Origin of the sequence: Herbiconiux sp. VKM Ac-1786 (genome assembly GCF_015350805.1) — a bacterium.
Lineage (GTDB): Bacteria > Actinomycetota > Actinomycetes > Actinomycetales > Microbacteriaceae > Herbiconiux.
In genome coordinates this window covers 875916-898137 of sequence record NZ_JADKSG010000002.1, presented here as the reverse complement: position 1 = coordinate 898137, position 22222 = coordinate 875916, and the positions used below count along the sequence as shown (strand labels likewise).

Here is a 22222-nt window from a genome sequence, read left to right as displayed (position 1 = left end):
GCTCGTAGCGGTCGGTCAGGAGGGCTGTGGATGCGGCGGAGGAGGTCACGGCTCGAGCTTAGAACGGGCGGGGCTAGGCTGGTCTACCGTGAGTGACGCGCCGATCGGGATCTTCGACTCCGGAGTCGGCGGGCTGACGGTCGCCCGCTCGGTGCGCGACCAGCTCCCGCGCGAGTCCATCCTCTACGTCGGCGACACCGCCCACTCGCCCTACGGCCCGAAGCCGCTCGCCGACGTGCGCCGCTACGCGCTCGACGTGCTCGACGATCTCGTCGCCCAGGACGTGAAGATGCTCGTCATCGCCTGCAACACCGCCTCCGCGGCCATGCTCCGCGACGCCCGGGAGCGCTACGACGTGCCGGTCATCGAGGTCATCCAGCCGGCCGTCCGCACCGCCGTCACCGTCACCCGCAACAACCGGGTGGGGGTCATCGGCACCGAGGCGACCATCACCTCCCGCGCCTACAACGACGCCTTCGCGGCCGCGCCCCACCTCGAGCTCTTCACGCAGGCCTGCCCCGAGTTCGTGCACCACGTCGAGGCCGGCGACACCACGAGCCGCGAGCTCGTCGCCCTCGCCGAGCGCTACCTGGCGCCGCTGGTCGCCCAGGACATCGACACCCTCGTGCTCGGCTGCACCCACTACCCGTTCCTGAAGGGCGCCATCTCCTACGTCGTGGGGGAGGGCGTGCGGCTCGTCTCCAGCGACACCGAGACGGCCAACGACGTCTACCGCACCCTCGTGCGCACCGGCATGGAGCGGACGAGCACCGCGCCGCCCGAGTACCGTTACGAGGCCACCGGCGGCAGCGCCCAGGAGTTCCTGCGCCTGGCCGAGATGTTCCTCGGCCCCGAGGTATCCCGGGTCGAGCTCGTCGAGACCGGCGTCATCCCCATCCCCCATCCCGCAAGGAGAGCACCGTGACCGATTCCCCGACCACCGGCCCCCGCAAGGACGGCCGCACCGCCGACCAGCTGCGTCGCGTCACGATCGAGCGCGGCTGGAGCGAGCACGCGGAGGGCTCGGCCCTGGTGTCGTTCGGTCGCACGAAGGTGCTCTGCACCGCATCCTTCACCAACGGCGTGCCGCGCTGGAAGTCGGGCTCGGGCAAGGGTTGGGTGACGGCGGAGTACTCGATGCTGCCCCGCGCCACGAACTCCCGCACCGACCGCGAGTCGGTCAAGGGCCGCATCGGCGGGCGCACCCACGAGATCTCCCGCCTGATCGGCCGCTCGCTCCGCGCGGTGGTCGACATGAAGGCGCTGGGGGAGAACACCATCGTGATCGACTGCGACGTGCTGCAGGCCGACGGCGGCACCCGCACCGCGGCGATCACGGGCGCCTACGTCGCGATGGCCGACGCCATCGAGTGGGCCCGCCAGAAGAAGTTCATCGGGCAGAAGTCGCAGCCGCTGATCGACTCGGTCTCCGCCGTCTCGGTCGGCATCATCGACGGCGCCCCGATGCTCGACCTCGCCTACGTCGAGGACGTGCGCGCCGAGACCGACATGAACGTCGTGGTCACCGGCCGCGGCCTCTTCGTCGAGGTGCAGGGCACCGCCGAGGGCGCGCCGTTCGATCGCACCGAGCTGAACGCCCTGCTCGACCTCGCCCTGAACGGCACCGCCGAGCTCGCGACGCTGCAGACAGCGGTGCTGGTGGATGACGCAGCGGGGGAGTCCGCCTGATGCGCGTCGTGCTCGCGACCCACAACGCCCACAAGGTCGAGGAGTTCCAGAACATCCTCGGCCAGGCCCTGCCCGAGCTCGAGATCGTCGCCTACGACGGCCCCGAACCGGTGGAGGACGGCGTGAGCTTCGCCGAGAACGCCCTGATCAAGGCGCGCACCGCGGCCGAGCACACGGGGCTGCCGGCCCTCGCCGACGACTCCGGCATCTGCGTCGACGTGCTGGGAGGCGCCCCCGGCATCTTCTCGGCGCGCTGGGCCGGCCACGGCAAGGGCGATCGCGCGAACGTCGAGCTGCTGCTCGACCAGCTCTCCGACGTGCGCGACGAGCACCGCGCGGCGAGCTTCGCCTGCCACATCGCGATCGTCGTGCCGGCGACGGGCTTCGAGCAGGTCGTCTCGGGCCGCTGGCCCGGCCGCCTGGCGCGCGAGGCCGCGGGAGCCGGCGGCTTCGGCTACGACCCCGTCTTCGTGCCCGAGGGCCTCGAGGTCTCGGCTGCCGAGCTGACGGCCGCCGAGAAGAACACGATCAGCCACCGCGCGCGGGCCTTCGAGGCCGCCATCCCGGTGTTGAGAATGAACGTCATTCCCGACTAGCCCGAACCCGCCCTCGGGGCACCCGCGGGCGGTTACGGTGGTCGGTATGACGGATGCGCAGCGCACTGCCGAGGGTCACTCCCACGGTCAATCGCACGGCGCGGGCGCGAACCGCCGCCGGCTGACCGTCGCCATCGCGATCGTGTCGCTGGTGCTCGTGCTCGAGGCGGCCGGCGCCGTGCTCTCCGGCTCCCTGTCGCTGTTCGCCGACGCCGGGCACATGCTCTCCGACCTGATCGGCCTGATCGTCGCGCTGATCGCCACGGTGGTCGCCGCCCGCCCGGCGAACGAGCGGCACAGCTACGGCTACCAGCGCGCCGAGGTCTTCGGCGCCCTGATCAACAGCCTGATCCTGATCGTCGTCGCGGTCTTCGTCACCGTCGAGGCCGTGGGTCGGCTGCTCTCGAGCGAGCCCGGCGAGGTGCAGGGGCTGCTCATGCTCGTCGTGGCCGCGGTGGGCCTCGTGGCCAACTTCGTCTCGCTGCTGGTGCTGCGCGGGGGAGCGAAGACCTCGATCAACATGCGGGGCGCCTACCTCGAGGTGCTGGGCGACCTCCTGGGGTCGATCGCCGTGATCGTGGCGGCCGTCGTCATCCTGACCACGGGCTTCGAGAAGGCCGACGCGATCGCCTCGCTCGCGATCGCGGCGATGATCGTGCCGCGCGCGGTTTCGCTCCTCCGCGACGTCGTGCAGGTGCTGAGTCAGGCGACCCCGCCGAGCATGGACGTGGCGGGCATCCGCTCGCACATCATGGACGAGCCCGGCGTGGTCGAGGTTCACGACGTGCACGTCTGGGCCATCACCTCGGGCCGCTACGTGTTCTCGGCCCACGTGGTGGTCGAGCCGGTCGTGTTCGAGCGCGGGGAGACGGGGCTGCTGCTCGACTCGCTGGGGGAGTGCCTCGAGGGGCACTTCGACGTCGAGCACTCGACGTTCCAGCTGGAGCCGGTCGAGCACGCGCGGCACGAGGAGAACCCGCACCGCTAGGAGCGGGCAGCCCGCCGGGTCGCGAGCCGCGGGTCGTCAGCCCTTGGGCTTGGTGTCGACGTCGCCGCCGAACACCTCGGGCTCGAGCGTGAGCTTCTCGGCGGCGCCGGTGATCTCGACCTCTTCGGCCTCGGCCTCGAGCACGTCGCGCTTGGCCTTGCGCGACTCGCGGATGTAGTGGAAGACGGTCGGGATGACCGTGAGCACGACGACGGCGATCAGCACGACGTCGAGGTACTTCTCGGTGAACTCGCGCACCGGCTCGATCTGGCCGAGGGCGAAGCCGAGAAGCACGATGCCCGAGCCCCAGATCAGGGCGCCGATGGCGTTGTAGAGCGAGTAGCGCTTGTAGTTCATGTGCCCGACGCCCGCCGCGATGGGGGCGAAGGTGCGGACGATCGGCACGAAGCGCGCCATGATCACGGCGAGGGCGCCGAAGCGCTCGAAGAAGGCGTTGGTGCGCTCGACGTTGCGCACGCTGAACAGGCCGGACTCCTTGCGCTCGAACACCTTCGGGCCGAGCTTGTGGCCGATCAGGTAGCCGACCTCGCCGCCGAGGAAGGCGGCGAGCGAGATGGCGAGGCAGACCCACCAGATGTCGATGCCGAACTTGCCGCCCACGGCGAGCACGCCGGTGAAGAACAGCAGGGTGTCGCCCGGCAGCAGGAAGCCGACGAGCAGGCCGGTCTCGGCGAACACGATCGCGCAGACGACGAGCAGGGCCACCGGCCCGAAAACGCCGCTCAGCAGTGTGTTGGGGTCGAGCCAGGGGATGAGGGCGGCAGGTGCGGCGGCGATCACGGTCGGTTCTCCAGTCGTCGGGGCGGCGGTCCGCCCGGCGGCAAATCGATGAGAGTGCGGGAGAAGGGACTTGAACCCTCACGCTCGAAAGCACAGGAACCTAAATCCTGCGTGTCTGCCAATTTCACCACTCCCGCAGACGCAAATCCAGTGTAGGGGGTGGGTCGTCGGCGGCTTGTCAGCGTGCGGGCGGAGCGGTCTCGAGCGCCGCCGCGCGGCCCGGACGCGGCAGATACCGGGGGATCGCCCTGATCAGGATGCCCGCTCCGACGATGCCCACGACGCCGACGAGTCCCGTGGCAAGCGGCAGCGTCGCCACCGCCACGACGGCCGAGACGCCGAGCGGGGCGAGGGCCGCGCCCGCGTCGGCGGTGAAGCGGAAGGCGCCGAGGAACGGCGCCGGGTTCTCGCGCGGCGCGAGGTCGGCGCTCAGCGTCATGATGATGCCGCTGCCCACGCCGTTCGCCACGCCCATCACGATCGCGATCACGACGAACCACTGCGCCGCGCTCGCCAGGTCGTGGGTGAAGGAGAGGGTGATCAGCGCGGCGCCCATGCCGACCATCGAGGGCACGACGCTCCAGAGCCGGCCGAAGCGGTCCATGATCCAGCCGCTGGTGTAGAACAGCGCGAAGTCGGCGGCACCGCCGAGACCGATCACGAGCGCGGTCGTCGAGGGGGAGAGGCCGATGCTCACGGCCCAGAGCGGCAGGATGGCCATCCGGCTCGCGCGGAGGGCGCCCACGACGCCGGCGCCCGATCCGACGCGCAGCAGCACGCCGCGGTTGTCGGCGATGGTGCGGAACAGTCCCTTCGCCTCGGCCTCGACGAGCGTGCGTCCGGCATCGGGCTGCGTGAGGCGGGCGGTCGGGTCGGGCATCCGGAGCAGGATGATCACGACGGCCACCAGGCAGACGATGTGCACCCCGAAGGCGGTCCAGACGCTGCCGGTGAGCGCGATCACCGCGCTGCCGAGGAACGGCCCCACGAACCAGCCGGCCCGGAAGGCGCCGCCGAGCGTCGACAGGGCACGGGCCCGGATGCGCACCGGCACGAAGCTCGTCATGAACGCCTGGCGGGCGAGCGCGAACACCGCGGCCGAGAGCCCGAGCAGGAAGATGCCGACGCCGAACAGCACGGCGTTCGGCGCCAGCATCGCCAGCACGACGGAGAAGAGGGAGAGGATGCCCGCGGCGATCATCGAGCGTCGCTCGCCGATGCGCGACACCAGCCAGCCGCTCGGGATGTCGCCGACGAGCTGCCCCACCACGATCATGGCGGCGATCAGGCCGGCGCCCGCGAGCCCGGCGCCGAGGGAGTGGGCGATGCCCGGGATGATCGGGATGACCGCGCCCTCGCCGATCGCGAAGAGGAGGGAGGGGAGCAGGGCCGGGAGCGCTATGGAGCGGAACCGGAAGGTGTCGGTCTGTGCGTCGCTCATCACCGATTAGTTTACCCCTGCTAACGATTCGCCCGCCCGGTAGACTTCTCGCATAATGCTCGACTTAGACCTCAGTGAACAGATCGCCCAGCTGCGAAGCACCTTCCACGACATCCGGACGGTGGTCGACGTCGACGCCCTGCGGGCCGAGATCGCGCGCCTCAGCGAGGAGGCCGGCGTGCCCGACCTCTGGGACGACACGGAGAAGGCGCAGAAGGTCACGAGCGCCCTCAGCCACCGGCAGGGCGAGCTGGCGAAGATCGAGTCGATCGAGTCGCGGCTCGACGACCTCGAGGTGCTGATCGAGCTCGCCAACGAGGCGGGCGACGAGGAATCGGCAGACGAGGCCCGCGCCGAGCTCGTCTCGCTGCAGAAGGTGCTCGGCGACCTCGAGGTGCAGACGCTGCTGAACGGTGAGTTCGACGCGCGTCCCGCGGTCATCACCATCCGCGCCGGGGCCGGGGGCGTCGACGCCTCCGACTTCTCCGAGATGCTGATGCGCATGTACCTCCGCTGGGCCGAGAAGCACGGCTACTCCAGCACGGTGATGGAGACGAGCTACGCCGAGGAGGCGGGCATCAAGTCGGCCACCTTCGAGATCGACGCGCCCTACGCCTTCGGCACCCTCTCGGTCGAGGCGGGCACCCACCGCCTGGTGCGGATGAGCCCGTTCGGAGCCGCCGGCAAGCGCCAGACCAGCTTCGCCGCGGTCGAGGTCATCCCGCTGATGGAGGAGGCCGCGGTGATCGAGATCCCCGAGAACGACATCCGCGTCGACGTGTTCCGCTCCTCGGGTCCCGGCGGGCAGTCGGTCAACACCACCGACTCCGCGGTGCGGATCACCCACCTCCCGACGGGCACGGTGGTCTCGATGCAGAACGAGAAGAGCCAGATCCAGAACCGTGCCGCCGCGATGCGCGTGCTGCAGTCGCGCCTGATGCTGATCCAGCGCGAGCAGGAGGCGGCCCAGAAGAAGGAGCTCGCCGGCACCATCACCGCGAGCTGGGGCGACCAGATGCGCAGCTACGTGCTCGCGCCGTACCAGATGGTGAAAGACCTGCGCACCGACCACGAGGTCAACAATCCCTCGGCGGTGTTCGACGGCGACCTCGACGGGTTCATCAACGCGGGCATCCGCTGGCGCAAGCGCAAGCAGGACTAGCCACCGGTCGGGCGCGCTTCGTAAGGATCCGCTTCGTGTGGATTCTATGAATCGGCGCGTCCAGCGCGTCGCGCGCTGGGATCGCCGGGGGCTCTGCTTAGAGTCATCACGTCATGATTCGGTTTGATCACGTATCCAAAACCTACCGGGGCACCAAGCGTCCGGCACTCGACTCGATCGACCTCGAAATCCTCCGGGGCGAGTTCGTGTTCCTGGTCGGCGCCTCGGGCTCCGGCAAGTCCAGCTTCCTCCGCCTCGTGCTCAAGGAGGACCGCCCCACGGGCGGCAACATCCACGTGCTCGGGCAGGACCTGAACGCCATCTCCAACCGCAAGGTGCCCTACTTCCGGCGCAACCTCGGTGTGGTCTTCCAGGACTTCCGGCTGCTGCCCGGCAAGAACGTCTTCGACAACGTCGCGTTCACGCTGCAGGTCATCGGCAAGTCCCGTGGCTTCATCCAGGAGGCCGTTCCCGACGTGCTGCAGATGGTCGGTCTCGCCGAGAAGGCGAACCGCCTGCCGCACGAGCTCTCGGGCGGTGAGCAGCAGCGCGTGGCGATCGCCCGCGCGGTGGTCAACAAGCCCGCCATCCTGCTGGCCGACGAGCCGACCGGTAACCTCGACCCCTCCACGAGCGCCGGCATCATGACCGTGCTCGAGCGCATCAACGCCGGTGGCACCACCGTCGTGATGGCCACCCACGACAACGCGATCGTCGACCACATGAAGCGTCGCGTCGTCGAGCTCGTGACCGGTCAGATCGTGCGCGACGAAGACCAGGGCGGCTACGGCATGACGGCCGAGATCGCCCTCCAAGACTCCGGCCTCACCGCCGAGATCGCCCTCTCCGAGGGACTCGTGCGGCCGACCGGTCCCGCCCAGCCGCACACGGCGCCGGTGCGTCAGGTGCCGCCCATGCCCCCCGCGACAGCGGCCACGCCCGTCGTGCGCCCGGCCGAGCCTGAGCGCGAGCGCGTCACCGTTCCGGCCGCGACCGAGCAGACGGCGGATGCGCAGGAGCAGGCCGCCCGTCAGCAGCGCGCCACCGCCCAGCAGCAGGCGGCCGCCCAGCAGGCCGCGGCCCTCCAGCAGGTGCAGCAGAACCGTGCGGCCGCCGCGGCCGCCGCGGCTCCGCCCCTCCCGCCGCAGGGCGCACCGCACGATCCCCGCGACCCGGCCACCGAGTCGCTCACCCTGGCCGAGAAGCTCGGCCTCCGGGCTCCCGGCGCTCCGGCCGACCCGGCGAACGACCAGAACGTGGGGCCGACGACGTGAGATTCGCACTCATCCTGGGCGAGGTCGGCACCGGCCTCCGCCGCAACGTCTCGATGGTCATCTCCGTCGTGCTCGTTACCTTCATCTCGCTCACCTTCGTCGGAACGGCCATCCTGCTGCAGATGCAGATCGGCCAGATGAAGAACTTCTGGTACGACAAGGCGCAGGTCGCCGTCTACATGTGCACCGCGACCTCGGGCGGCGACAACTGCGCCGGCGGCGAGGCGACGCCCGACCAGATCGCGGCCGTGCAGGGGCAGCTCGAGTCGCCGACGCTCGCGCCGTTCATCGACCGGTTCTACTTCGAGGACCACGAGCAGGCCTACGAGAACTTCCAGAAGCAGTTCGCCGGCAACCCGGTCACCGAGTACGTCACTCCCGACCTGCTGAACCAGACCTACTGGGTGAACCTCGTCGACCCGACCCAGTCCGACGTGCTGGTCGAGAGCCTCTCGGGCCTCGCCGGCGTCGACAGCGTCACCGACCAGCGCAGCTACCTCGAGCAGATCTTCTCGATCCTGAACGCCGCCAGCTACACGGCGATCGGCATCGCCGCGCTGATGCTCGTGGCGGCGGTGCTGCTGATCGCCACCACCATCCGGCTCTCCGCCTTCTCGAGACGCCGGGAGATCGGCATCATGCGGCTCGTCGGCGCCTCGAACCGGTTCATCCAGACGCCGTTCATCCTCGAGGGGGTGATCGCCGCGCTGATCGGATCGATCCTCGCGGGGGGAGCGATCGTGGCGATCGTGCAGTTCTTCGTGCGCGACTTCCTCGTGCCGGCGCTGCCGTTCACCTCGTTCGTGAGCATCGGCGACGCCCTGCTGGTGGCACCGATCCTCCTGGTGGTGGGCGCCGTGCTGGCCGCCTTCTCGGCGAAGTTCGCGATCACGCGCTACCTGAAGGTCTGACCACCCCCGGTCGTCCGACCGGCTAGACTGATGGGCTGCCGCATCCGGCTGCCCATCGATTCGAACCCCAGGAGAAGCCCGTGCCCCGCGAACGCGGAGAGAAGGTCGTCGCGACCAACCGCAAGGCGCGCCACGACTACACCATCGAAGACACCTACGAGGCCGGCCTCGTGCTCACCGGCACCGAGGTCAAGTCGCTGCGCGCCGGCCGCGCCTCGCTCGTCGACGGCTACGCCTTCATCGACGGCGGGGAGGCCTGGCTCGACGCCGTGCACATCCCCGAGTACAACGAGGGCACGTGGAACAACCACCCGCCCCGCCGCAAGCGCAAGATGCTCCTGCACAAGGAGCAGATCATCAAGATCTCGCACAAGACCAAAGAGGGCGGCTACACGCTCGTCCCCCTGCGGCTCTACTTCCTCGACGGCCGGGCGAAGGTCGAGATCGCGGTCGCCAAGGGCAAGCGCGAGTACGACAAGCGCCAGACCCTGCGCGAGCGCCAGGACAAGCGCGAGGCCGACCGCGCCATGGCCGGCCGCCGCAACCTCGGCGACTGAGCCTCGCCTCCGCCTGGGCGGCCCGCTGCGGGGCGTCGGGCGCCGTTGGTCAGACCGGGTAACGGATGCTCGTGAGCTCCTCGGCGGCGGCCCACAACCGCTCGGCGACGGCGCAGTCCCGCGCGTACGGTTTCGCGGCCACGATCGCGGGGCGGCCCTTCAGCTGGCGCCAGCCGCTCGGACCCCAGTACTGTCCGCCCGCGGAGCGCGGATCGACGGCGGCGGCCACGAGGGGCAGCGCCCCGGCGTCCTTGCCCTGCGCGCCGACACGGTAGCCGGCCCGCACGAGGGCGCCCGCCGTCTTGGGCGTCGGCAGGATGTCGCGCGACGGCGTGAGCTCGTCGACCGCGAACCCCGGATGCGCGACCAGGCTCGCCACGTCGGCCCCCGCCGCGCGCAGCCGCCGGTCGAGCTCGAAGGCGAACGTCATCACGGCGAGCTTCGACCGCCCGTAGGTGCGGAACTCGCGGAACCGTCCGCGTTCGCTCTGCAGCTCGTCGAGGTCCAGCCGGAAGAACTCGTGACTGATCGAGCCGAGGCTCACGATGCGGGGAGCGGGGTGGCCGGGCGTGCTGTCCTGCTCGAGCATCCGCGGCAGCAGGCGGCCGATCAGGGCGGTGTGGCCGAGCAGGTTGGTGCCGATCATCGACTCGAAGCCGTCGGCGGTGAGCTGCCGGCCGTGGCTCGAGAGCACGCCGGCGTTGGCGATCAGGGCGTCGATCGGCGGGAGCGCGGCCAGTTCCGCGGCGGCCGCCTCGACCGAGGCGAGGTCGGCGAGGTCGAGGCGCACGAAGCGCGCGTCGGCGCCGGGGACGTGCCGCTCGAGGGAGGCCAGCGCGGCCGCACCCTTCTCGGGGGAGCGGGCGGCGATCACGACCGAGGCGCCGCGGGCGGCCAGCTGCTCGCTCGCCCAGTAGCCGAGCCCGCCCGTGCCGCCGGTGACGACGACGTGGCGCCCACGCAGCTCGTCGTTCATCGGGCGACCGGGGGAGCGGCGCTGAAGCGCGCGTGCACCGAGGCCTCGATCACGATGGCGTTCGGTCGCAGCTCGATCCCGCCGCCGCCGGAGGACTTAGCCATCGCCAGCATGCGCGGCTGGCCGCCGCCGGAGGAGCCCGCCGAGGGGTCGTCGAGCAACCCGGGGTCGCTCAGCGAGAGCGCGGTGACCGTGCCGAGCCCGAGGGCGTCGGCGTACTCGCGGGCCTTGGTCAGCGCATCCTGGATCGCCGCCTGGCGCACCTCGCGCTGCAGCTCGGCCTCGGTGTCGGGGGCAAGACGCCACTCGATGCCGTCGACCGCGATGCCGTCACCGGCGGAGACGACGTCGATCCACTCGGAGAGCGCCTCGAAGTCCCCGAACTCGGCGTCGACGAAGACGGCGCTGTGGAACTCGACCGGCAGCCGGGAGCCGTCGGGGCTGTAGGGGCGCTGGCCCCAGACCCGGATGTCCTCCGAGGTCCAGTCGATGACGGGGCCGCCGTCGGGGTGCAGGAGCGTGACGAGGGAGCCCGTGACCGACTCGTGGGCGGCGCGGGTGGCGGCGAGCACGCTGTCGCGCTTGGAGCCCTCGAAGCCGATGCCGATGCGCACCTTCGCGCGTTCGGGGGTGCGGCGCAGCCGGCCGGTGCCGGCGACGGTGATGATGGTCTCTGGCATGCCCTCACGCTAGCCCATGACCCTGGTGGCGCACCGTGCCGCCGCTGACGTATACTAGAGGGCTGCAGCGGATGAGCATCCGGTGCATTTGGAAACTCAACAGCGTACGACAACGGCCCATCGCGGGGATGATCGGTTTCGACACTGCCTGCGAAACTGCGAGAAGCGGGCCGAGGATGCGGGGTTATCTCGTTAACGCCCTCCGCAAAACATAAGTGCCAATTCAAACAGCACTGTTGCGGCCAAGAAGGCCACCTTCGCCCTCGCGGCCTAGGTCTTCCTTCCTAGCTAAATAGCAACTGTCGGTCCGGGAATGCTCTCTACCCGGGTTCCGGCATTATCTAGAGAGATTGCTGCGTGACTGTGTCTCAGGGTCACGTGGGACTTGCACTGTGACTGGGCCCGTCGACCTAGGTGCCTGTGGCAAAGGTCGGGGCCGAGCAGAACGCCTGCACAGGCTACGCCCGTAGAAGGCGCGGAATCACAGTAGTGGACGGGGGTTCAATTCCCCCCATCTCCACCAGCGCCGTTGTCGTACGCTGTTGCCCCCTCGTCAGGGCGGATGGCGCCCAGCTCCACGTCGCGGGGCGGGCGCGGGCGCTAGAGCGCGGACTCGCCCGTGGGGTCGGGGGCCGTGGGGTCGTCGAGCGCGGCGCCGCCGAGCGGTTCGCCCGCCCATTCGAGGCAGACCCAGCCGCCCTCGGGGGAGCCCTCGAGCACGACCACCGCGGTGTTCGCCAGCTCGAGCGCGAGGGTCGTCGACTCGTCGATGTTCTCCGAGAACCAGGCCGCCCAGGTGCGGATCGCGGCGCCGTGGCTGAACACCGCCACCGTGCCCTCCGGATGCGCGGCCCACAGCGAGGCGACGGCCGCCGAGTAGCGCTCGACGAACTCTGCCCCGTTCTCGCCGCCCGGGATGCGCGCGTCGATGTCGGTCCACCACGACAGCAGCGTGCGCATGTAGGTCGTCACCGACTCGCGGTCGCTCCGGCCCTCGAGGTCGCCGGCGGAGATCTCCTGCAGGCCCTCGAGCACGACGGGGTCGAGGCCGAGCGCGGCGGCGAGCGGTGCGGCGGTCTCCTGGGTGCGCCGCATGGTGGAGACGGCGATCGCGTCGATCGACTCGGCGACGAGCGCGGCCGGTACGGCGGCGGCCTGCTCCTTCCCGAGCTCGGTCAGCCCGGGCCCCGGCACCACGGTGCCGATCTCGCCCTTGACGTTGTCGATGGTCTGGCCGTGTCTGATCAGGAGGAGTCGCATCCCCACCAGCCTACGGCCGAGCGCCGGGCAGCGCCCGCACCCGCTCGCGCAGACGTTCGGCGTCGTACGGCGCGTGGCCGGCGGCGTCGTTGTCGAAGTACACCACCACGTCGCGCGGATCGCCGTCGGGGGTGCCGGTGCCGTCGAGCCACCGCCCGATGCGGGCGGCCCAGCCGTCGAGCTCCTCGTCGGTGTAGCCGCTCGTGTACAGCTCGCGGGAGCCGTGCAGCCGCACGTAGACGAGGCTCGAGGTGATCGCCTGCGGCTCCACCCAGCGCCCGGCCGTGTCGGCGATCACGAGGCCGATGCCGTGCGCCCGCAGCAGGGCGGCCGGTACGTCGCCGAGGAACGAGCCGTGCCGCACCTCGAGGCTGTGCCGGATCGGGGCGTCGCCCTCGATCTCGAGGTGCGCCCGGCCCTCGAGTCGCTCGTCGTGCCGGCGGGCGAGCGTCAGCGCCTGGCCGGCGCTGCGGGGGAGCAGGTCGAAGAATCGCTCGAGCAGCGGCCCGTCGAACTCCTGGCGCTCGGGGAGCTGCCACAGCACCGGACCGAGCTGCGGTCCTAGTGCCAGCACCCCCGAGGCGAAGAAGTTCGCGAGAGCCGTTTCCACCCCGGCGAGCCGCTTCATGTGGGTGATGAAGCGGCCGCCCTTGACCGCGAAGACGAAGCCGGGCGGCACCTCCGAGCGCCAGCGGCGGTAGCTCTCGGGCCGCTGCAGGGAGTAGAACGAGCCGTTCAGCTCGACGCTGTCCAGCCGCTCGGCGACGTGGGAGAGCTCCCGCCGCTGCGCGAGCCCCGCCGGGTACCAGTCGCCGCGCCAGCGCGGGTAGCGCCAACCGGAGATCCCGACGAGGGCCCGTGCAGCCATGCCCCGTTGATCCTCCCGTGCAGGACGGAGGCTACTTGGCCGCGCCCTTGAGCGTGCCGGTGACCTTGCCGTTCGGGTCGCCGATGAGGCAGGACACGAGGCGGTCGTCGCCGTCGGTCCAGGAGCCCTCGGTGGGCGTGAAGTAGGTGTAGCCGAGGGTCGAGTCGTCGTAGGAGATGCCCACGAAGCTCTCGAACTCGGTCAGGCACTTCGCGTCGGCCTCGGTGTTGATCGCGTCGGTGCCGGGGAACTCGTCGCCAGTCAGCTCGAAGTCGGAGTAGACCTCGAAGTCGTGCTCGTCGGCGCAGTCGACCAGGGGCACCTCGCTGACCTCTGTGCCGTCGGTGTCGTTCAGGCACTCGCCGACGCTGAGGGCGAAGACGTCGGTGTCGGTCTGCTCGATCTCCTCGCCGGTGGAGGAGTCGGTGGCCGGCGGCGCGGAGCTCGGGAACAGCGCGGTGCAGCCCGAGAGCGAGAGCCCGGCGATGAGCACCGCAGCAGCGGCGAGCGAGAGTTTGGACGGGGAAATCGCCATGAGGCCTCCGATGTAGGGATGGAACGCCGAGGGCGCCGCCCCCGGCAACAGCACCTGGGAAACGGCTGTGCAGGCCCCCGCGTGACCATTATGGCCCGGGTGTGCCCATTTCGGGGGCACGGCCTCGATCGTTCTCGCTGCCGGTTCGTCAGCGGGCGGTGGGGCGGCCGATCAGGCGCAGCGCCTCGTCGTGCAGCAGCCCGTTGCTCGCCAGGGCACTGCCGCCCCACGGCCCGTCGGCCCCGTCGGCCGAGGTGAACCGCCCGCCGGCCTCCTCGACGATCGGGGCGAGCGCCGCCATGTCGTACGGCTTGAGGTCGAACTCGGCCGCGAGCTCGAGCTGGCCCTCGGCGACCATCATGTACGACCACATCTCGCCGTACGCCCGGGTGCGCCAGACCGACCGCGAGAGGGCGACGAGCTCGTCGAGCCGGCCCTCCTCGTCCCAGCCCTTGAGGCTGTTGTAGCTGAGCGACGCGTCCTCGAGCGAGGAGATGCCCGAGGCGCGGATGGGCCGGGCGCCGTCACCCCGAGCATCCAGCCGGTCGCTGGTGAAGGCGCCGAGCCCGGTGGCCGCCCACCAGCGCCGGCCCAGGGCGGGTGCCGACACGACCCCGACGACGGGCACGCCGTCGATGGCGAGCGCGATCAGGGTCGCCCAGACGGGCACCCCGCGCAGGAAGTTCGCGGTGCCGTCGATGGGGTCGACGATCCACTGGCGGTGGGGGTGGGCTCCGGATGCGCGGCCGCTCCGTCCGGCATCGGCGGCGCCCGGCGCCCCGCCCTCGTCGGCCGTCTCGTCGGGATCGGGCTCGCCCTCGGTCTCCCCGTACTCCTCACCGAGGACGGCGTCGCCCGGGCGCGCGTTCGCGAGCCCGTCGCGGATCGACCGTTCCACGGCCTGATCGGCATCCGTCACCGGCGTGCGGTCGGGCTTCGTGGTGACGTGCAGGTCGTGCGCGCGGAAGCGCTGCTGCGAGAGCACGTCGGCGGCGTCGGCCAGCGCCAGGGCGAGGGCCAGGTCGTCGGAGAGGTCGGTCAGGGACTCGGGGCGGGGCGTCGCGGAGCTCACGCGACCAGGCTAGCGGGCGAGCCGCTCAGGCGGTGGTCTGCAGCAGCTTCTGCAGCGACTCCAGGCGCGCCCGCCCGCTCTCGCCGAGCTCGCCGGCCTCGACCCGGTCGACGATCTCCCAGTCGTGCGCCTCGGTGAGCGGGATGCCGCCCGGCGGCTCGCCCTCGGGCACCCGCGCGGTCTGCGCGAACGACCGCAGGATGTTCGCCGGGTCGACGTGCCCCAGGCCGAAGGAGCGGACGCCCGGCGTGTCGATGATCCACCCCGTGCGCCCGTCGGCGGCGCGGAGCCTGAGGCACAGTGTCGAGGACGAGGTGTGCCGCCCGCGGCCGGTGACGGTGTTCACGACGCCGGTCGCGCGGTCGGCGCCCGGCACCAACTCGTTCACGAGCGTCGACTTGCCGACGCCGGAGTGTCCGACGGTCACGGTGGTGTGGCCCACCAGCAGGTCGGTCAGCTCCTCGAGCGGCACCTCGTCGCGCGACAGCGTGATCACCCGGATGTCGAGGCACGCGAACTCGGACAGCAGCTCGTCCGGGTCGGCGAGGTCGGTCTTCGTGATGCAGAGGATGGGGGTGATGCCGGCGTCGAACGCCGCCACCAGGTAGCGGTCGATCAGGCGAGCCCGCGGCTCGGGGTTCGCGGCGGCGACCACGATCAGCATCTGGTCGGCGTTCGCGACGATCACCCGCTCCACGGCGTCGGAGTCGTCGGCGCTCCGGCGCAGCAGCGTCGACCGCTCCTGCACGCGCACGACCCGCGCGAGGCTGCCCGGCTCGCCGCTGACGTCGCCGACCAGGTCGACCCGGTCGCCCGTGACGATGGGCGTGCGGCCGAGCTCCCGGGCGCGCGAGGCGGTGATCTCGTGCTCGTCGGGGGTGTCCTCGCCGATCAGCACGGCGAAGCGCCCGCGGTCGACGGTCATGATGCGGCCGGTGACCGCGTCCTTGTGGTCGGGGCGCTGCTTCGTGCGCGGCCGGTTGCCCTTCGGGTTCGGGCGGATGCGCACGGCCGACTCGTCGAAGTCGTCCTCGTCGTCATCGTCGTCGGCCGAGTCCCACCAGCTCATCCGCGCCCCACAACCGACTGCTCGGGAGAGGTTCCCGCGAGCATCGACGCCCAGAGCTCGGGGAACTGCGGCAGCGTCTTGGCGGTGGTCGCGATGTCGTCGACGAGCACCCCGTCGACGGCGAGCCCGATCAGGGCGCCGGCCGTCGCCATGCGGTGGTCCTCGTAGCTCGACCAGAGCCCGCCGTGCAGGGGCCGCGGCGTGATCTCGAGACCGTCCTCCAGCTCCTTCACCTCGCCGCCGAGGTTGTTGATCTCGGTGGCGAGGGCGGCGAGCCGGTCGGTCTCGTGGTGCCGGATGTGGCCGATCCCCGTGATGCGGCTGGGCTCGTCGGCCAGTGCGGCGAGGGCCACCAGCGGCGGGGCCAGCTCACCCCCGGTCGACAGGTCGATCGAGACGCCCCGGATGCTCGCGCCCCCGGTCACCGTCAGCCGGTCTCCCTCGCGCTCGACGGTGGCGCCGAACAGCGGCAGCAGCTGCTCGAGGTCGGCCCCGACCTGCGTGGTCGACTCCGGCCAGCCGGTGATCGTGACGCTGCCGCCCGTGACCAGAGCGGCGGCGAGGAACGGCGCGGCGTTGGACAGGTCGGGCTCGATGTCGATCTCGATGCCCGCGATCGGCCCGGGGGCGACGCGCCAGCGGCCGCCCTCCTCCGACTCGGCGTCGACGCCGCGGCGCACGAGCGCGGCGACGGTCATGTCGATGTGCGGCTGGCTCGGCAGGCGGGAACCCTCGTGCTGCAGCTCGAGGCCGTTCTCGAAGCGGGCGGCGGCGAGCAGCAGGCCGCTGACGAACTGGCTCGAGGCGGAGGCGTCGATGGTGAGGGGGCCGCCCTCGACGCGGCCGGAGCCGTGCAGGGTGAAGGGGAGCGCGGCGCGGCCGTCGTCGGCGATGTCGGCGCCGAGCTCCCGCAGAGAGCAGATCGTCGTGGACATCGGCCGGCGCCGGGCGCCCTCGTCGCCGTCGAAGGTGACCGGGCCGAGCGCGAGGGCGGCGACCGGCGGGAGGAAGCGCATGACGGTGCCGGCGAGGCCGCAGTCGATCGTGGTGCTGCCGACGAGTTCCGCGGCGGGGGTGACGAGCAGGTCGGGGCCGAAGGCGCCCTCGCCCGGCACCTCGACGATGGTGGTGCCGAGGGCTCGCAGAGCATCCGTCATCAGGGAGCTGTCACGGGAGTGCAGGGGAGCGCGCAGCCGCGACGGGCCGTCGGCCAGTGCCGAGAGCACGAGCTCGCGATTGGTCAGCGACTTCGAGCCGGGCAGCGACAGCACGGCCGAGACGGGGCCGCTCGCGCGCGGCGCGGGCCAGTGCTCGTCGACCGCCTGCGGGGAGTCGTCGCCGTAGGGGTTGAACTGCGGAGCGGAATATCTCTGGACAGGCATCGGTTATCAGAATAGTCGCCTGCAGCATCCGCTGCCGGTGCAGCAGAGCCCTCTGGAGGAGCGATTTGACCGCGACCGCCGTGTTGGACCGCCCGGTCGTAGACTGGCCGGTGATGAGTGATACCACCCCTGATCCGCGCGCCCTTTTCGAAGAGCAGGCCATCCCGTTCCTCGATCAGCTCTACGGTGCTGCGCTGCGCATGACGCGCAACCCCAGCGACGCCCAAGACCTGGTGCAGGAGACCTTCGTCAAGGCCTACGCCGCGTTCGGCCAGTTCGAGCAGGGCACGAACCTCAAGGCGTGGCTCTACCGCATCCTGACGAACACGTTCATCAACACGTACCGCAAGAAGCAGCGCGACCCCTACCAGGGCTCCACCAGCGAGATGGAGGACTGGCAGCTGGGCACCGCCGAGTCGGTGACCGCCAGCATGTCGAGCCGCTCGGCCGAGGCCGAGGCCATCGACCACCTGCCCGACAGCGACGTCAAGGAGGCGCTGCAGTCGATCCCGGAGGACTTCCGGCTGGCCGTCTACCTGGCCGACGTGGAGGGCTTCTCCTACCAGGAGATCGCCGACATCATGAAGACCCCCGTAGGAACCGTGATGAGCCGCCTGCACCGAGGCCGGCGGCTGCTTCGTGGACTACTGACCGATTACGCGCGGTCCCGCGGCCTCGAGGTCGCCACCGCCACCGCCAAAGGGAGCAAGAAATGAGTGACTGCGGCTGCGACAAGGCGCGTGCCGAGCTCGAGGAGTATCTGCGCAACGAGATCTGCACGACCGATGCGGCGGACATCCGAGACCACCTGGAGACCTGCGAGGGCTGTCAGTCGGAGCTGCACATCGGAGTGGTGCTGACTCAGACGGTGCAGCGAGCCTGCAAGGAGACCGCTCCCGAGGAGCTGCGGGACCAGCTGCTGGCCCGCCTCCGCGAGGTGCAGACGCACTAGTCGTCGCATCCGCTCACGATGCATCCTGGTCACCGAGAAGGGCCCCGCCCGGCAGCTGCCGGCGGGGCCCTTCTTCGTTGCTCGACCTAGCTGAGCGCGCGGGCGATCAGCGCCGTCTGCTCGGTGGCGTGCCGCTTGGCGCTGCCGGCGGCGGGGGAGGCCGCGGCCGGACGGGACACCACGGAGATGGTGCGACCCTCGAGGTGACGCGCCAGCTCGGTCAGGATGAACGGCCAGGCGCCCTGGTTCTGGGGCTCGTCCTGCACCCAGACCAGCTCGGCATTCGGGTAGCCGGCCAGCGCGGCCGTGATCTCCTCGATCGGCAGCGGGTAGAACTGCTCGAGCCGCACGAGCGCGATGGCGTCGTTCGGGTTCTTTTGCAGCTCGCTGGCGAGGTCGTAGTGGATCTTGCCCGAGTGCAGCAGCACCTTCGTGACCGCGCCCTTGTCGGTGATGCGGCTGTCGTCGATCACCGGCTCGAAGCGACCCGTGGTGAGGTCCTCCACCGAGCTCGTCGCTCCGCGCAGGCGCAGCATCGCCTTCGGGGTGAAGACGATCAGCGGCTTCCGCGGCCGGGCGTAGGCCTGGCGGCGGAGCAGGTGGAAGTACGACGCCGGGGTCGAGGGGCGGGCGACCGTCATGTTGTCCTCGGCGCACATCTGCAGGTAGCGCTCGATGCGGGCGGAGGAGTGGTCGGGGCCCTGGCCCTCGTAGCCGTGCGGCAGGAGCAGCACGAGTGACGAGCGCTGGCCCCACTTCTGCTCGGCCGAGGAGATGAACTCGTCGATGATGATCTGGGCGCCGTTGGCGAAGTCGCCGAACTGCGCCTCCCAGAGCACGAGCGCGTCGGGGCGCTCGACCGAGTAGCCGTACTCGAAGCCCATGGCCGCGTACTCGCTGAGCAGCGAGTCATAGATCCAGAACCGCGCCTGCTTGTCGCTGAGGTTCGCGAGCGGCAGCCACTCCTGGCCGTTCTCGCGGTCGTGCAGCACGGCGTGGCGCTGCACGAAGGTTCCGCGACGCGCATCCTGACCGGCGAGACGCACCGGGGTGCCCTCGTTCAGCAGGGAGCCGAGGGCGAGCAGCTCGCCGAAGGCCCAGTCGATGCCGCCGTTGCGGCTCATGTCGACGCGCTTGGTGAGCAGCTGCTGCAGCTTCGGGTGCACGGTGAAGCCGGCGGGCTTGTTGTCGAAGGCGTCGCCGATGGAGTGCAGGGCGTCGAGCGACACGGCGGTCTCGAAGGGAGCCGTCGTGCTGTCGTCGCGCTGCGCCTCGGGGCGCTCGAGGTCGGACACCGCCTGGGTGTCGGCCGTGATCACCGGGATCGACGCGGTCTGCGCCGCGTGCGTCTCGGCGAAGGCGCGCTCGAGGCGGTCCTGGAAGTCGCGGTGCGCTGCCTCGTACTCCTCTTCGGTGATGTCGCCGCGGCCGACGAGGGCCTCGGTGTAGAGCTTGCGCACCGAGCGCTTCGCCTCGATCAGGTTGTACATCAGCGGCTGGGTCATCGAGGGGTCGTCGCCCTCGTTGTGCCCGCGGCGGCGGTAGCAGATCAGGTCGATGAAGACGTCGCGGTGGAACTTCTGGCGGTACTCGAAGGCGAGCTGCGCCACCCGCACGACCGACTCGGGGTCGTCGCCGTTCACGTGGAAGATCGGCGCCTGGATCGTCTTCGCCACGTCGGTGGAGTACACCGAGCTGCGCGACTCGCTCGGGGGAGTGGTGAAGCCGACCTGGTTGTTGATGTTCACGTGGATGGTGCCACCGGTGCGGTAGCCCCGCAGCTGCGACATCTGCAGCGTCTCGACCACGACGCCCTGGCCCGCGAGGGCCGCGTCGCCGTGGATCAGGATCGGCAGCGTCGAGAAGGTGCCGATCGGCTTCCTGTCTTGCTTGGCGCGCACGATGCCCTCGAGCACGCCGTCGGCGGCCTCGAGGTGCGAGGGGTTCGCGGCCAGGTAGACCGGGATCTCCTTGCCGTCGGAGGCGGTGAAGGTGCCCTCGGTGCCGAGGTGGTACTTCACGTCGCCCGAGCCCTGCACGGTGCGAGGGTCTTGCGTGCCCTCGAACTCCCGGAAGATCTGGCCGTAGGTCTTGCCGGCGATGTTCGTCAGCACGTTCAGGCGGCCGCGGTGCGCCATGCCGATGGCGACCTCGTCGAGGCCCTCCTCGGCGGCGCCCTGGATGATGGCGTCGAGCAGCGCGATCGTCGACTCGCCGCCCTCGAGCGAGAACCGCTTCTGGCCCACGTACTTGGTCTGCAGGAACGTCTCGAAGGCCTCGGCCTCGTTCAGCTTCTCCAGGATGCGCATCTGCTCGTCGTGGCCCGGCTTGGCGTAGGGGCGCTCGATCTTCTCCTGGATCCAGCGACGCTGCGCCGGGTCCTGGATGTGCATGTACTCGATGCCGATCTTGCGGCAGTAGGAGTCGCGGAGGACGCCCAGGATGTCGCGCAGGTAGGCCTGGCGGGTCATGCCGAACTCACCGGTGACGAACTCGCGGTCGAGGTCCCAGAAGGTCAGGCCGTGGGTCGCGATGTCGAGGTCGGGGTGGGTGCGCTGGCGGTACTCCAGCGGGTCGATGTCGGCCATCAGGTGGCCGCGCACGCGGTAGGCGTTGATCAGCTCCTGCACGCGGGCCGTCTTGTCGATGGCGCTCGCCTCGTCGACCGAGATGTCGGCGGCCCAGTGGATGGGCTCGTAGGGGATGCGCAGCTCGGCGAAGATGTTCTCGTAGAAGCCGCGCTCGCCGAGCAGCAGCTCGTGCACCTTCTTCAGGAACTCGCCGGAGCCGGCGCCCTGGATGACGCGGTGGTCGTAGGTGCTCGTCAGCGTGATGACCTTGCCGATGCCGAGGTCGGAGAGCACGCGGGGCGAGGCGCCCTGGAACTCGGCCGGGTACTCGAGGGCACCGGCGCCGATGATGGCGCCCTGCCCCTTCATCAGACGCGGCACGGAGTGCACGGTGCCGATGCCGCCCGGGTTGGTGAGCGAGATCGTCGTGCCCTGGAAGTCGGTGGCGGTCAGCTTGTTGCCGCGGGCCCGGCGCACGAGGTCTTCGTAGGCGGCGAGGAACTCGTTGAACGACATGGTGTCGGCGCGCTTGATGCCGGGCACCAGCAGTGCCCGCGAGCCGTCGGGCTTCGGGATGTCGATCGCGATGCCGAGGCCCACGTGGGCGGGGGCGATCACCGAGGGCTTGCCGTCGACCTCGTCGTAGTAGACGTTCTGGCTCGGGAACTCCTTCAGCGCCTGCACGAGCGCCCAGCCGATGAGGTGGGTGAAGGAGACCTTGCCACCGCGGGCTCGGCGCAGGTGGTTGTTGATCACGATGCGGTTGTCGATCAGCAGCTTCGCCGGGATCGAGCGGACGCTCGTGGCCGTGGGCACCGTGAGGCTGGCGTCCATGTTCGTGGCGAGCGACTTCGCCATGCCGCGGAGCGGGCTGACGACGTCCTTCTCGGCGTCGGCGGCCGCGTCCTTGGCGGCCTCCTCGGCGGTGCTGGTGCGGGTCGAGGGCGCCTCAGCGGGGATGGGCTGGGGCTTCGCCTCGATGCTCGTGGTCTTCGCGACCGGCTGCGTCGCCGGACGGGCGCCGGAGGCCTCGGCGACCTGCGCCGACTCCGTCTGCGGAACGGCGGCGCTGGTCTCGGCCGGGGCGGCGCCCTGGTCGGCGGGGGCCGACGCTGCCGGGGCCGCTGCAGCCGGAGCCGGAGCCTGAGCCTGAGCCGGCGCCGCTGCGCCCGACTTCGCCTGCTGGTGCGAGCGGTAGCTCTCGAGCACCGGCCACCACGACTTGTCGACCGAGTCCTTGTCGGCGAGGTACTGCTCGTACAGCTCGTCGACGAGCCATTCGTTCGCGCCGAACTCGCCCGACGCGCCCTCGTCTGTATTCGTACCCGTCAATTGGCTAGCCAAAGCCGATCGCCCACTTCCCGTTGCCTCGTGATGGCACGTGCCGGTGTCTGCTTCGCTGCGTGTTCACGCGCGGACACGTGCAGCTTCAACCCTAA

The 22222-nt window shown here is 70.6% G+C and carries 21 protein-coding genes, 1 tRNA gene and 1 other RNA gene; 11 read left to right on the top strand and 12 right to left on the bottom strand.

Features of this window, described 5'->3' with window-relative positions; genetic code table 11:
* Positions 1 to 88 precede the first annotated feature (88 nt).
* The 4 genes from murI to ITJ64_RS15175 are packed head-to-tail and all read left to right on the top strand — an operon-like array spanning position 89 to position 3273.
* Entirely contained in the window at positions 89 to 925 is an 837-nt protein-coding gene (murI, locus tag ITJ64_RS15190; RefSeq protein WP_194681565.1) for a glutamate racemase, read from the top strand.
* Positions 922 to 1689 (top strand): ribonuclease PH, encoded by a 768-nt coding sequence (gene rph, locus ITJ64_RS15185; protein ID WP_194681564.1) that lies wholly within the window; start codon positions 922 to 924, stop codon positions 1687 to 1689. The genes murI and rph overlap by 4 nt, the downstream gene beginning before the upstream one ends.
* Positions 1686 to 2285, top strand: coding sequence for an RdgB/HAM1 family non-canonical purine NTP pyrophosphatase (gene rdgB, locus ITJ64_RS15180; protein WP_228509028.1), 600 nt, complete (start codon positions 1686 to 1688; stop codon positions 2283 to 2285). Before rph ends, rdgB begins: the two co-directional genes overlap by 4 nt.
* A 46-nt stretch (positions 2286 to 2331) precedes the next feature.
* Positions 2332 to 3273, top strand: coding sequence for a cation diffusion facilitator family transporter (locus ITJ64_RS15175; RefSeq protein WP_194681562.1), 942 nt, complete (start codon positions 2332 to 2334; stop codon positions 3271 to 3273).
* A gap of 36 nt (positions 3274 to 3309) precedes the next feature.
* Here ITJ64_RS15175 and ITJ64_RS15170 read toward each other — a convergent pair whose 3' ends face one another.
* The 3 genes from ITJ64_RS15170 to ITJ64_RS15160 all read right to left on the bottom strand — a co-directional run bounded on the left by ITJ64_RS15170 (position 3310) and on the right by ITJ64_RS15160 (position 5515).
* Positions 3310 to 4074 (bottom strand): DedA family protein, encoded by a 765-nt coding sequence (locus ITJ64_RS15170; RefSeq protein ID WP_370545207.1) that lies wholly within the window; start codon positions 4072 to 4074, stop codon positions 3310 to 3312.
* A gap of 55 nt (positions 4075 to 4129) precedes the next feature.
* A tRNA-Leu gene (locus ITJ64_RS15165) sits at positions 4130 to 4211 on the bottom strand.
* Between the two features lie 41 nt (positions 4212 to 4252).
* Positions 4253 to 5515, bottom strand: coding sequence for an MFS transporter (locus ITJ64_RS15160; RefSeq protein ID WP_194681561.1), 1263 nt, complete (start codon positions 5513 to 5515; stop codon positions 4253 to 4255).
* A gap of 55 nt (positions 5516 to 5570) precedes the next feature.
* On the opposite strand from ITJ64_RS15160, the gene prfB reads away from it, so the two are divergent.
* The 4 genes from prfB to smpB all read left to right on the top strand — a co-directional run bounded on the left by prfB (position 5571) and on the right by smpB (position 9419).
* Positions 5571 to 6677, top strand: coding sequence for a peptide chain release factor 2 (gene prfB, locus ITJ64_RS15155; protein ID WP_194681560.1), 1107 nt, complete (start codon positions 5571 to 5573; stop codon positions 6675 to 6677).
* Positions 6678 to 6790: 113 nt separating this feature from the next.
* Positions 6791 to 7951: a cell division ATP-binding protein FtsE gene (gene ftsE, locus ITJ64_RS15150; RefSeq protein ID WP_194681559.1), complete on the top strand. Its 1161-nt coding sequence runs from the start codon at positions 6791 to 6793 to the stop codon at positions 7949 to 7951.
* Positions 7948 to 8862, top strand: coding sequence for a permease-like cell division protein FtsX (gene ftsX, locus ITJ64_RS15145; protein ID WP_194681558.1), 915 nt, complete (start codon positions 7948 to 7950; stop codon positions 8860 to 8862). The genes ftsE and ftsX overlap by 4 nt, the downstream gene beginning before the upstream one ends.
* Positions 8863 to 8942: 80 nt before the next feature.
* Positions 8943 to 9419, top strand: coding sequence for an SsrA-binding protein SmpB (gene smpB, locus ITJ64_RS15140; RefSeq protein ID WP_173181252.1), 477 nt, complete (start codon positions 8943 to 8945; stop codon positions 9417 to 9419).
* A 49-nt stretch (positions 9420 to 9468) separates the two neighbouring features.
* Here smpB and ITJ64_RS15135 read toward each other — a convergent pair whose 3' ends face one another.
* Entirely contained in the window at positions 9469 to 10395 is a 927-nt protein-coding gene (locus ITJ64_RS15135; protein ID WP_194681557.1) for an SDR family NAD(P)-dependent oxidoreductase, read from the bottom strand.
* The gene (locus ITJ64_RS15130) at positions 10392 to 11075 is read right to left on the bottom strand and encodes an SIMPL domain-containing protein (protein WP_194681556.1); all 684 of its coding nucleotides are present in this window, start codon (positions 11073 to 11075) and stop codon (positions 10392 to 10394) included. Before ITJ64_RS15130 ends, ITJ64_RS15135 begins: the two co-directional genes overlap by 4 nt.
* A 124-nt stretch (positions 11076 to 11199) precedes the next feature.
* Here ITJ64_RS15130 and ssrA point away from each other — a divergent pair.
* Positions 11200 to 11598: a transfer-messenger RNA gene (gene ssrA / locus ITJ64_RS15125) on the top strand.
* A 77-nt stretch (positions 11599 to 11675) separates the two neighbouring features.
* Here ssrA and ITJ64_RS15120 read toward each other — a convergent pair.
* From ITJ64_RS15120 to aroA, 6 genes are all read right to left on the bottom strand, one after another.
* Positions 11676 to 12335, bottom strand: coding sequence for a histidine phosphatase family protein (locus ITJ64_RS15120; protein WP_194681555.1), 660 nt, complete (start codon positions 12333 to 12335; stop codon positions 11676 to 11678).
* 10 nt (positions 12336 to 12345) lie between these two features.
* On the bottom strand, positions 12346 to 13203 hold the full coding sequence (locus ITJ64_RS15115) for a DUF72 domain-containing protein (RefSeq protein WP_194681554.1): 858 nt from the start codon (positions 13201 to 13203) through the stop codon (positions 12346 to 12348).
* Between the two features lie 31 nt (positions 13204 to 13234).
* On the bottom strand, positions 13235 to 13738 hold the full coding sequence (locus tag ITJ64_RS15110) for a septum formation family protein (protein ID WP_194681553.1): 504 nt from the start codon (positions 13736 to 13738) through the stop codon (positions 13235 to 13237).
* Positions 13739 to 13886: 148 nt separating this feature from the next.
* A complete protein-coding gene (locus ITJ64_RS15105; RefSeq protein ID WP_370545206.1) occupies positions 13887 to 14810 on the bottom strand; it encodes an inositol monophosphatase in 924 nt (307 codons plus the stop codon).
* A gap of 25 nt (positions 14811 to 14835) precedes the next feature.
* Positions 14836 to 15879 (bottom strand): ribosome small subunit-dependent GTPase A, encoded by a 1044-nt coding sequence (gene rsgA, locus ITJ64_RS15100; RefSeq protein WP_194681552.1) that lies wholly within the window; start codon positions 15877 to 15879, stop codon positions 14836 to 14838.
* Positions 15876 to 17261, bottom strand: a complete 1386-nt coding sequence (gene aroA / locus ITJ64_RS15095) for a 3-phosphoshikimate 1-carboxyvinyltransferase (protein WP_194681551.1) — start codon at positions 17259 to 17261, stop codon at positions 15876 to 15878. The genes rsgA and aroA overlap by 4 nt, the downstream gene beginning before the upstream one ends.
* 80 nt (positions 17262 to 17341) lie before the next feature.
* Here aroA and ITJ64_RS15090 point away from each other — a divergent pair, with 80 nt between their 5' ends.
* Positions 17342 to 17977, top strand: a complete 636-nt coding sequence (locus ITJ64_RS15090; RefSeq protein ID WP_370545272.1) for a sigma-70 family RNA polymerase sigma factor — start codon at positions 17342 to 17344, stop codon at positions 17975 to 17977.
* Complete coding sequence (locus ITJ64_RS15085) at positions 17974 to 18213, top strand: zf-HC2 domain-containing protein (protein ID WP_194681550.1); 240 nt, start codon at positions 17974 to 17976, stop codon at positions 18211 to 18213. The genes ITJ64_RS15090 and ITJ64_RS15085 overlap by 4 nt, the downstream gene beginning before the upstream one ends.
* Before the next feature lie 86 nt (positions 18214 to 18299).
* Here ITJ64_RS15085 and ITJ64_RS15080 read toward each other — a convergent pair whose 3' ends face one another.
* Complete coding sequence (locus ITJ64_RS15080) at positions 18300 to 22127, bottom strand: multifunctional oxoglutarate decarboxylase/oxoglutarate dehydrogenase thiamine pyrophosphate-binding subunit/dihydrolipoyllysine-residue succinyltransferase subunit (RefSeq protein WP_194681549.1); 3828 nt, start codon at positions 22125 to 22127, stop codon at positions 18300 to 18302.
* Positions 22128 to 22222: the final 95 nt, after the last annotated feature.

Coding starts and splice junctions, on each gene's coding strand:
- ITJ64_RS15175 (WP_194681562.1), top strand. CDS start 2,332: ATGACGGATGCGCAGCGCACTGCCGAGGGTCACTCCCACGGTCAATCG.
- ITJ64_RS15160 (WP_194681561.1), bottom strand. CDS start 5,515: ATGAGCGACGCACAGACCGACACCTTCCGGTTCCGCTCCATAGCGCTC.
- prfB (WP_194681560.1), top strand. CDS start 5,571: ATGCTCGACTTAGACCTCAGTGAACAGATCGCCCAGCTGCGAAGCACC.
- ftsE (WP_194681559.1), top strand. CDS start 6,791: ATGATTCGGTTTGATCACGTATCCAAAACCTACCGGGGCACCAAGCGT.
- ITJ64_RS15135 (WP_194681557.1), bottom strand. CDS start 10,395: ATGAACGACGAGCTGCGTGGGCGCCACGTCGTCGTCACCGGCGGCACG.
- ITJ64_RS15130 (WP_194681556.1), bottom strand. CDS start 11,075: ATGCCAGAGACCATCATCACCGTCGCCGGCACCGGCCGGCTGCGCCGC.
- ITJ64_RS15120 (WP_194681555.1), bottom strand. CDS start 12,335: ATGCGACTCCTCCTGATCAGACACGGCCAGACCATCGACAACGTCAAG.
- ITJ64_RS15115 (WP_194681554.1), bottom strand. CDS start 13,203: ATGGCTGCACGGGCCCTCGTCGGGATCTCCGGTTGGCGCTACCCGCGC.
- ITJ64_RS15110 (WP_194681553.1), bottom strand. CDS start 13,738: ATGGCGATTTCCCCGTCCAAACTCTCGCTCGCCGCTGCTGCGGTGCTC.
- rsgA (WP_194681552.1), bottom strand. CDS start 15,879: ATGAGCTGGTGGGACTCGGCCGACGACGATGACGACGAGGACGACTTC.
- aroA (WP_194681551.1), bottom strand. CDS start 17,261: ATGCCTGTCCAGAGATATTCCGCTCCGCAGTTCAACCCCTACGGCGAC.
- ITJ64_RS15085 (WP_194681550.1), top strand. CDS start 17,974: ATGAGTGACTGCGGCTGCGACAAGGCGCGTGCCGAGCTCGAGGAGTAT.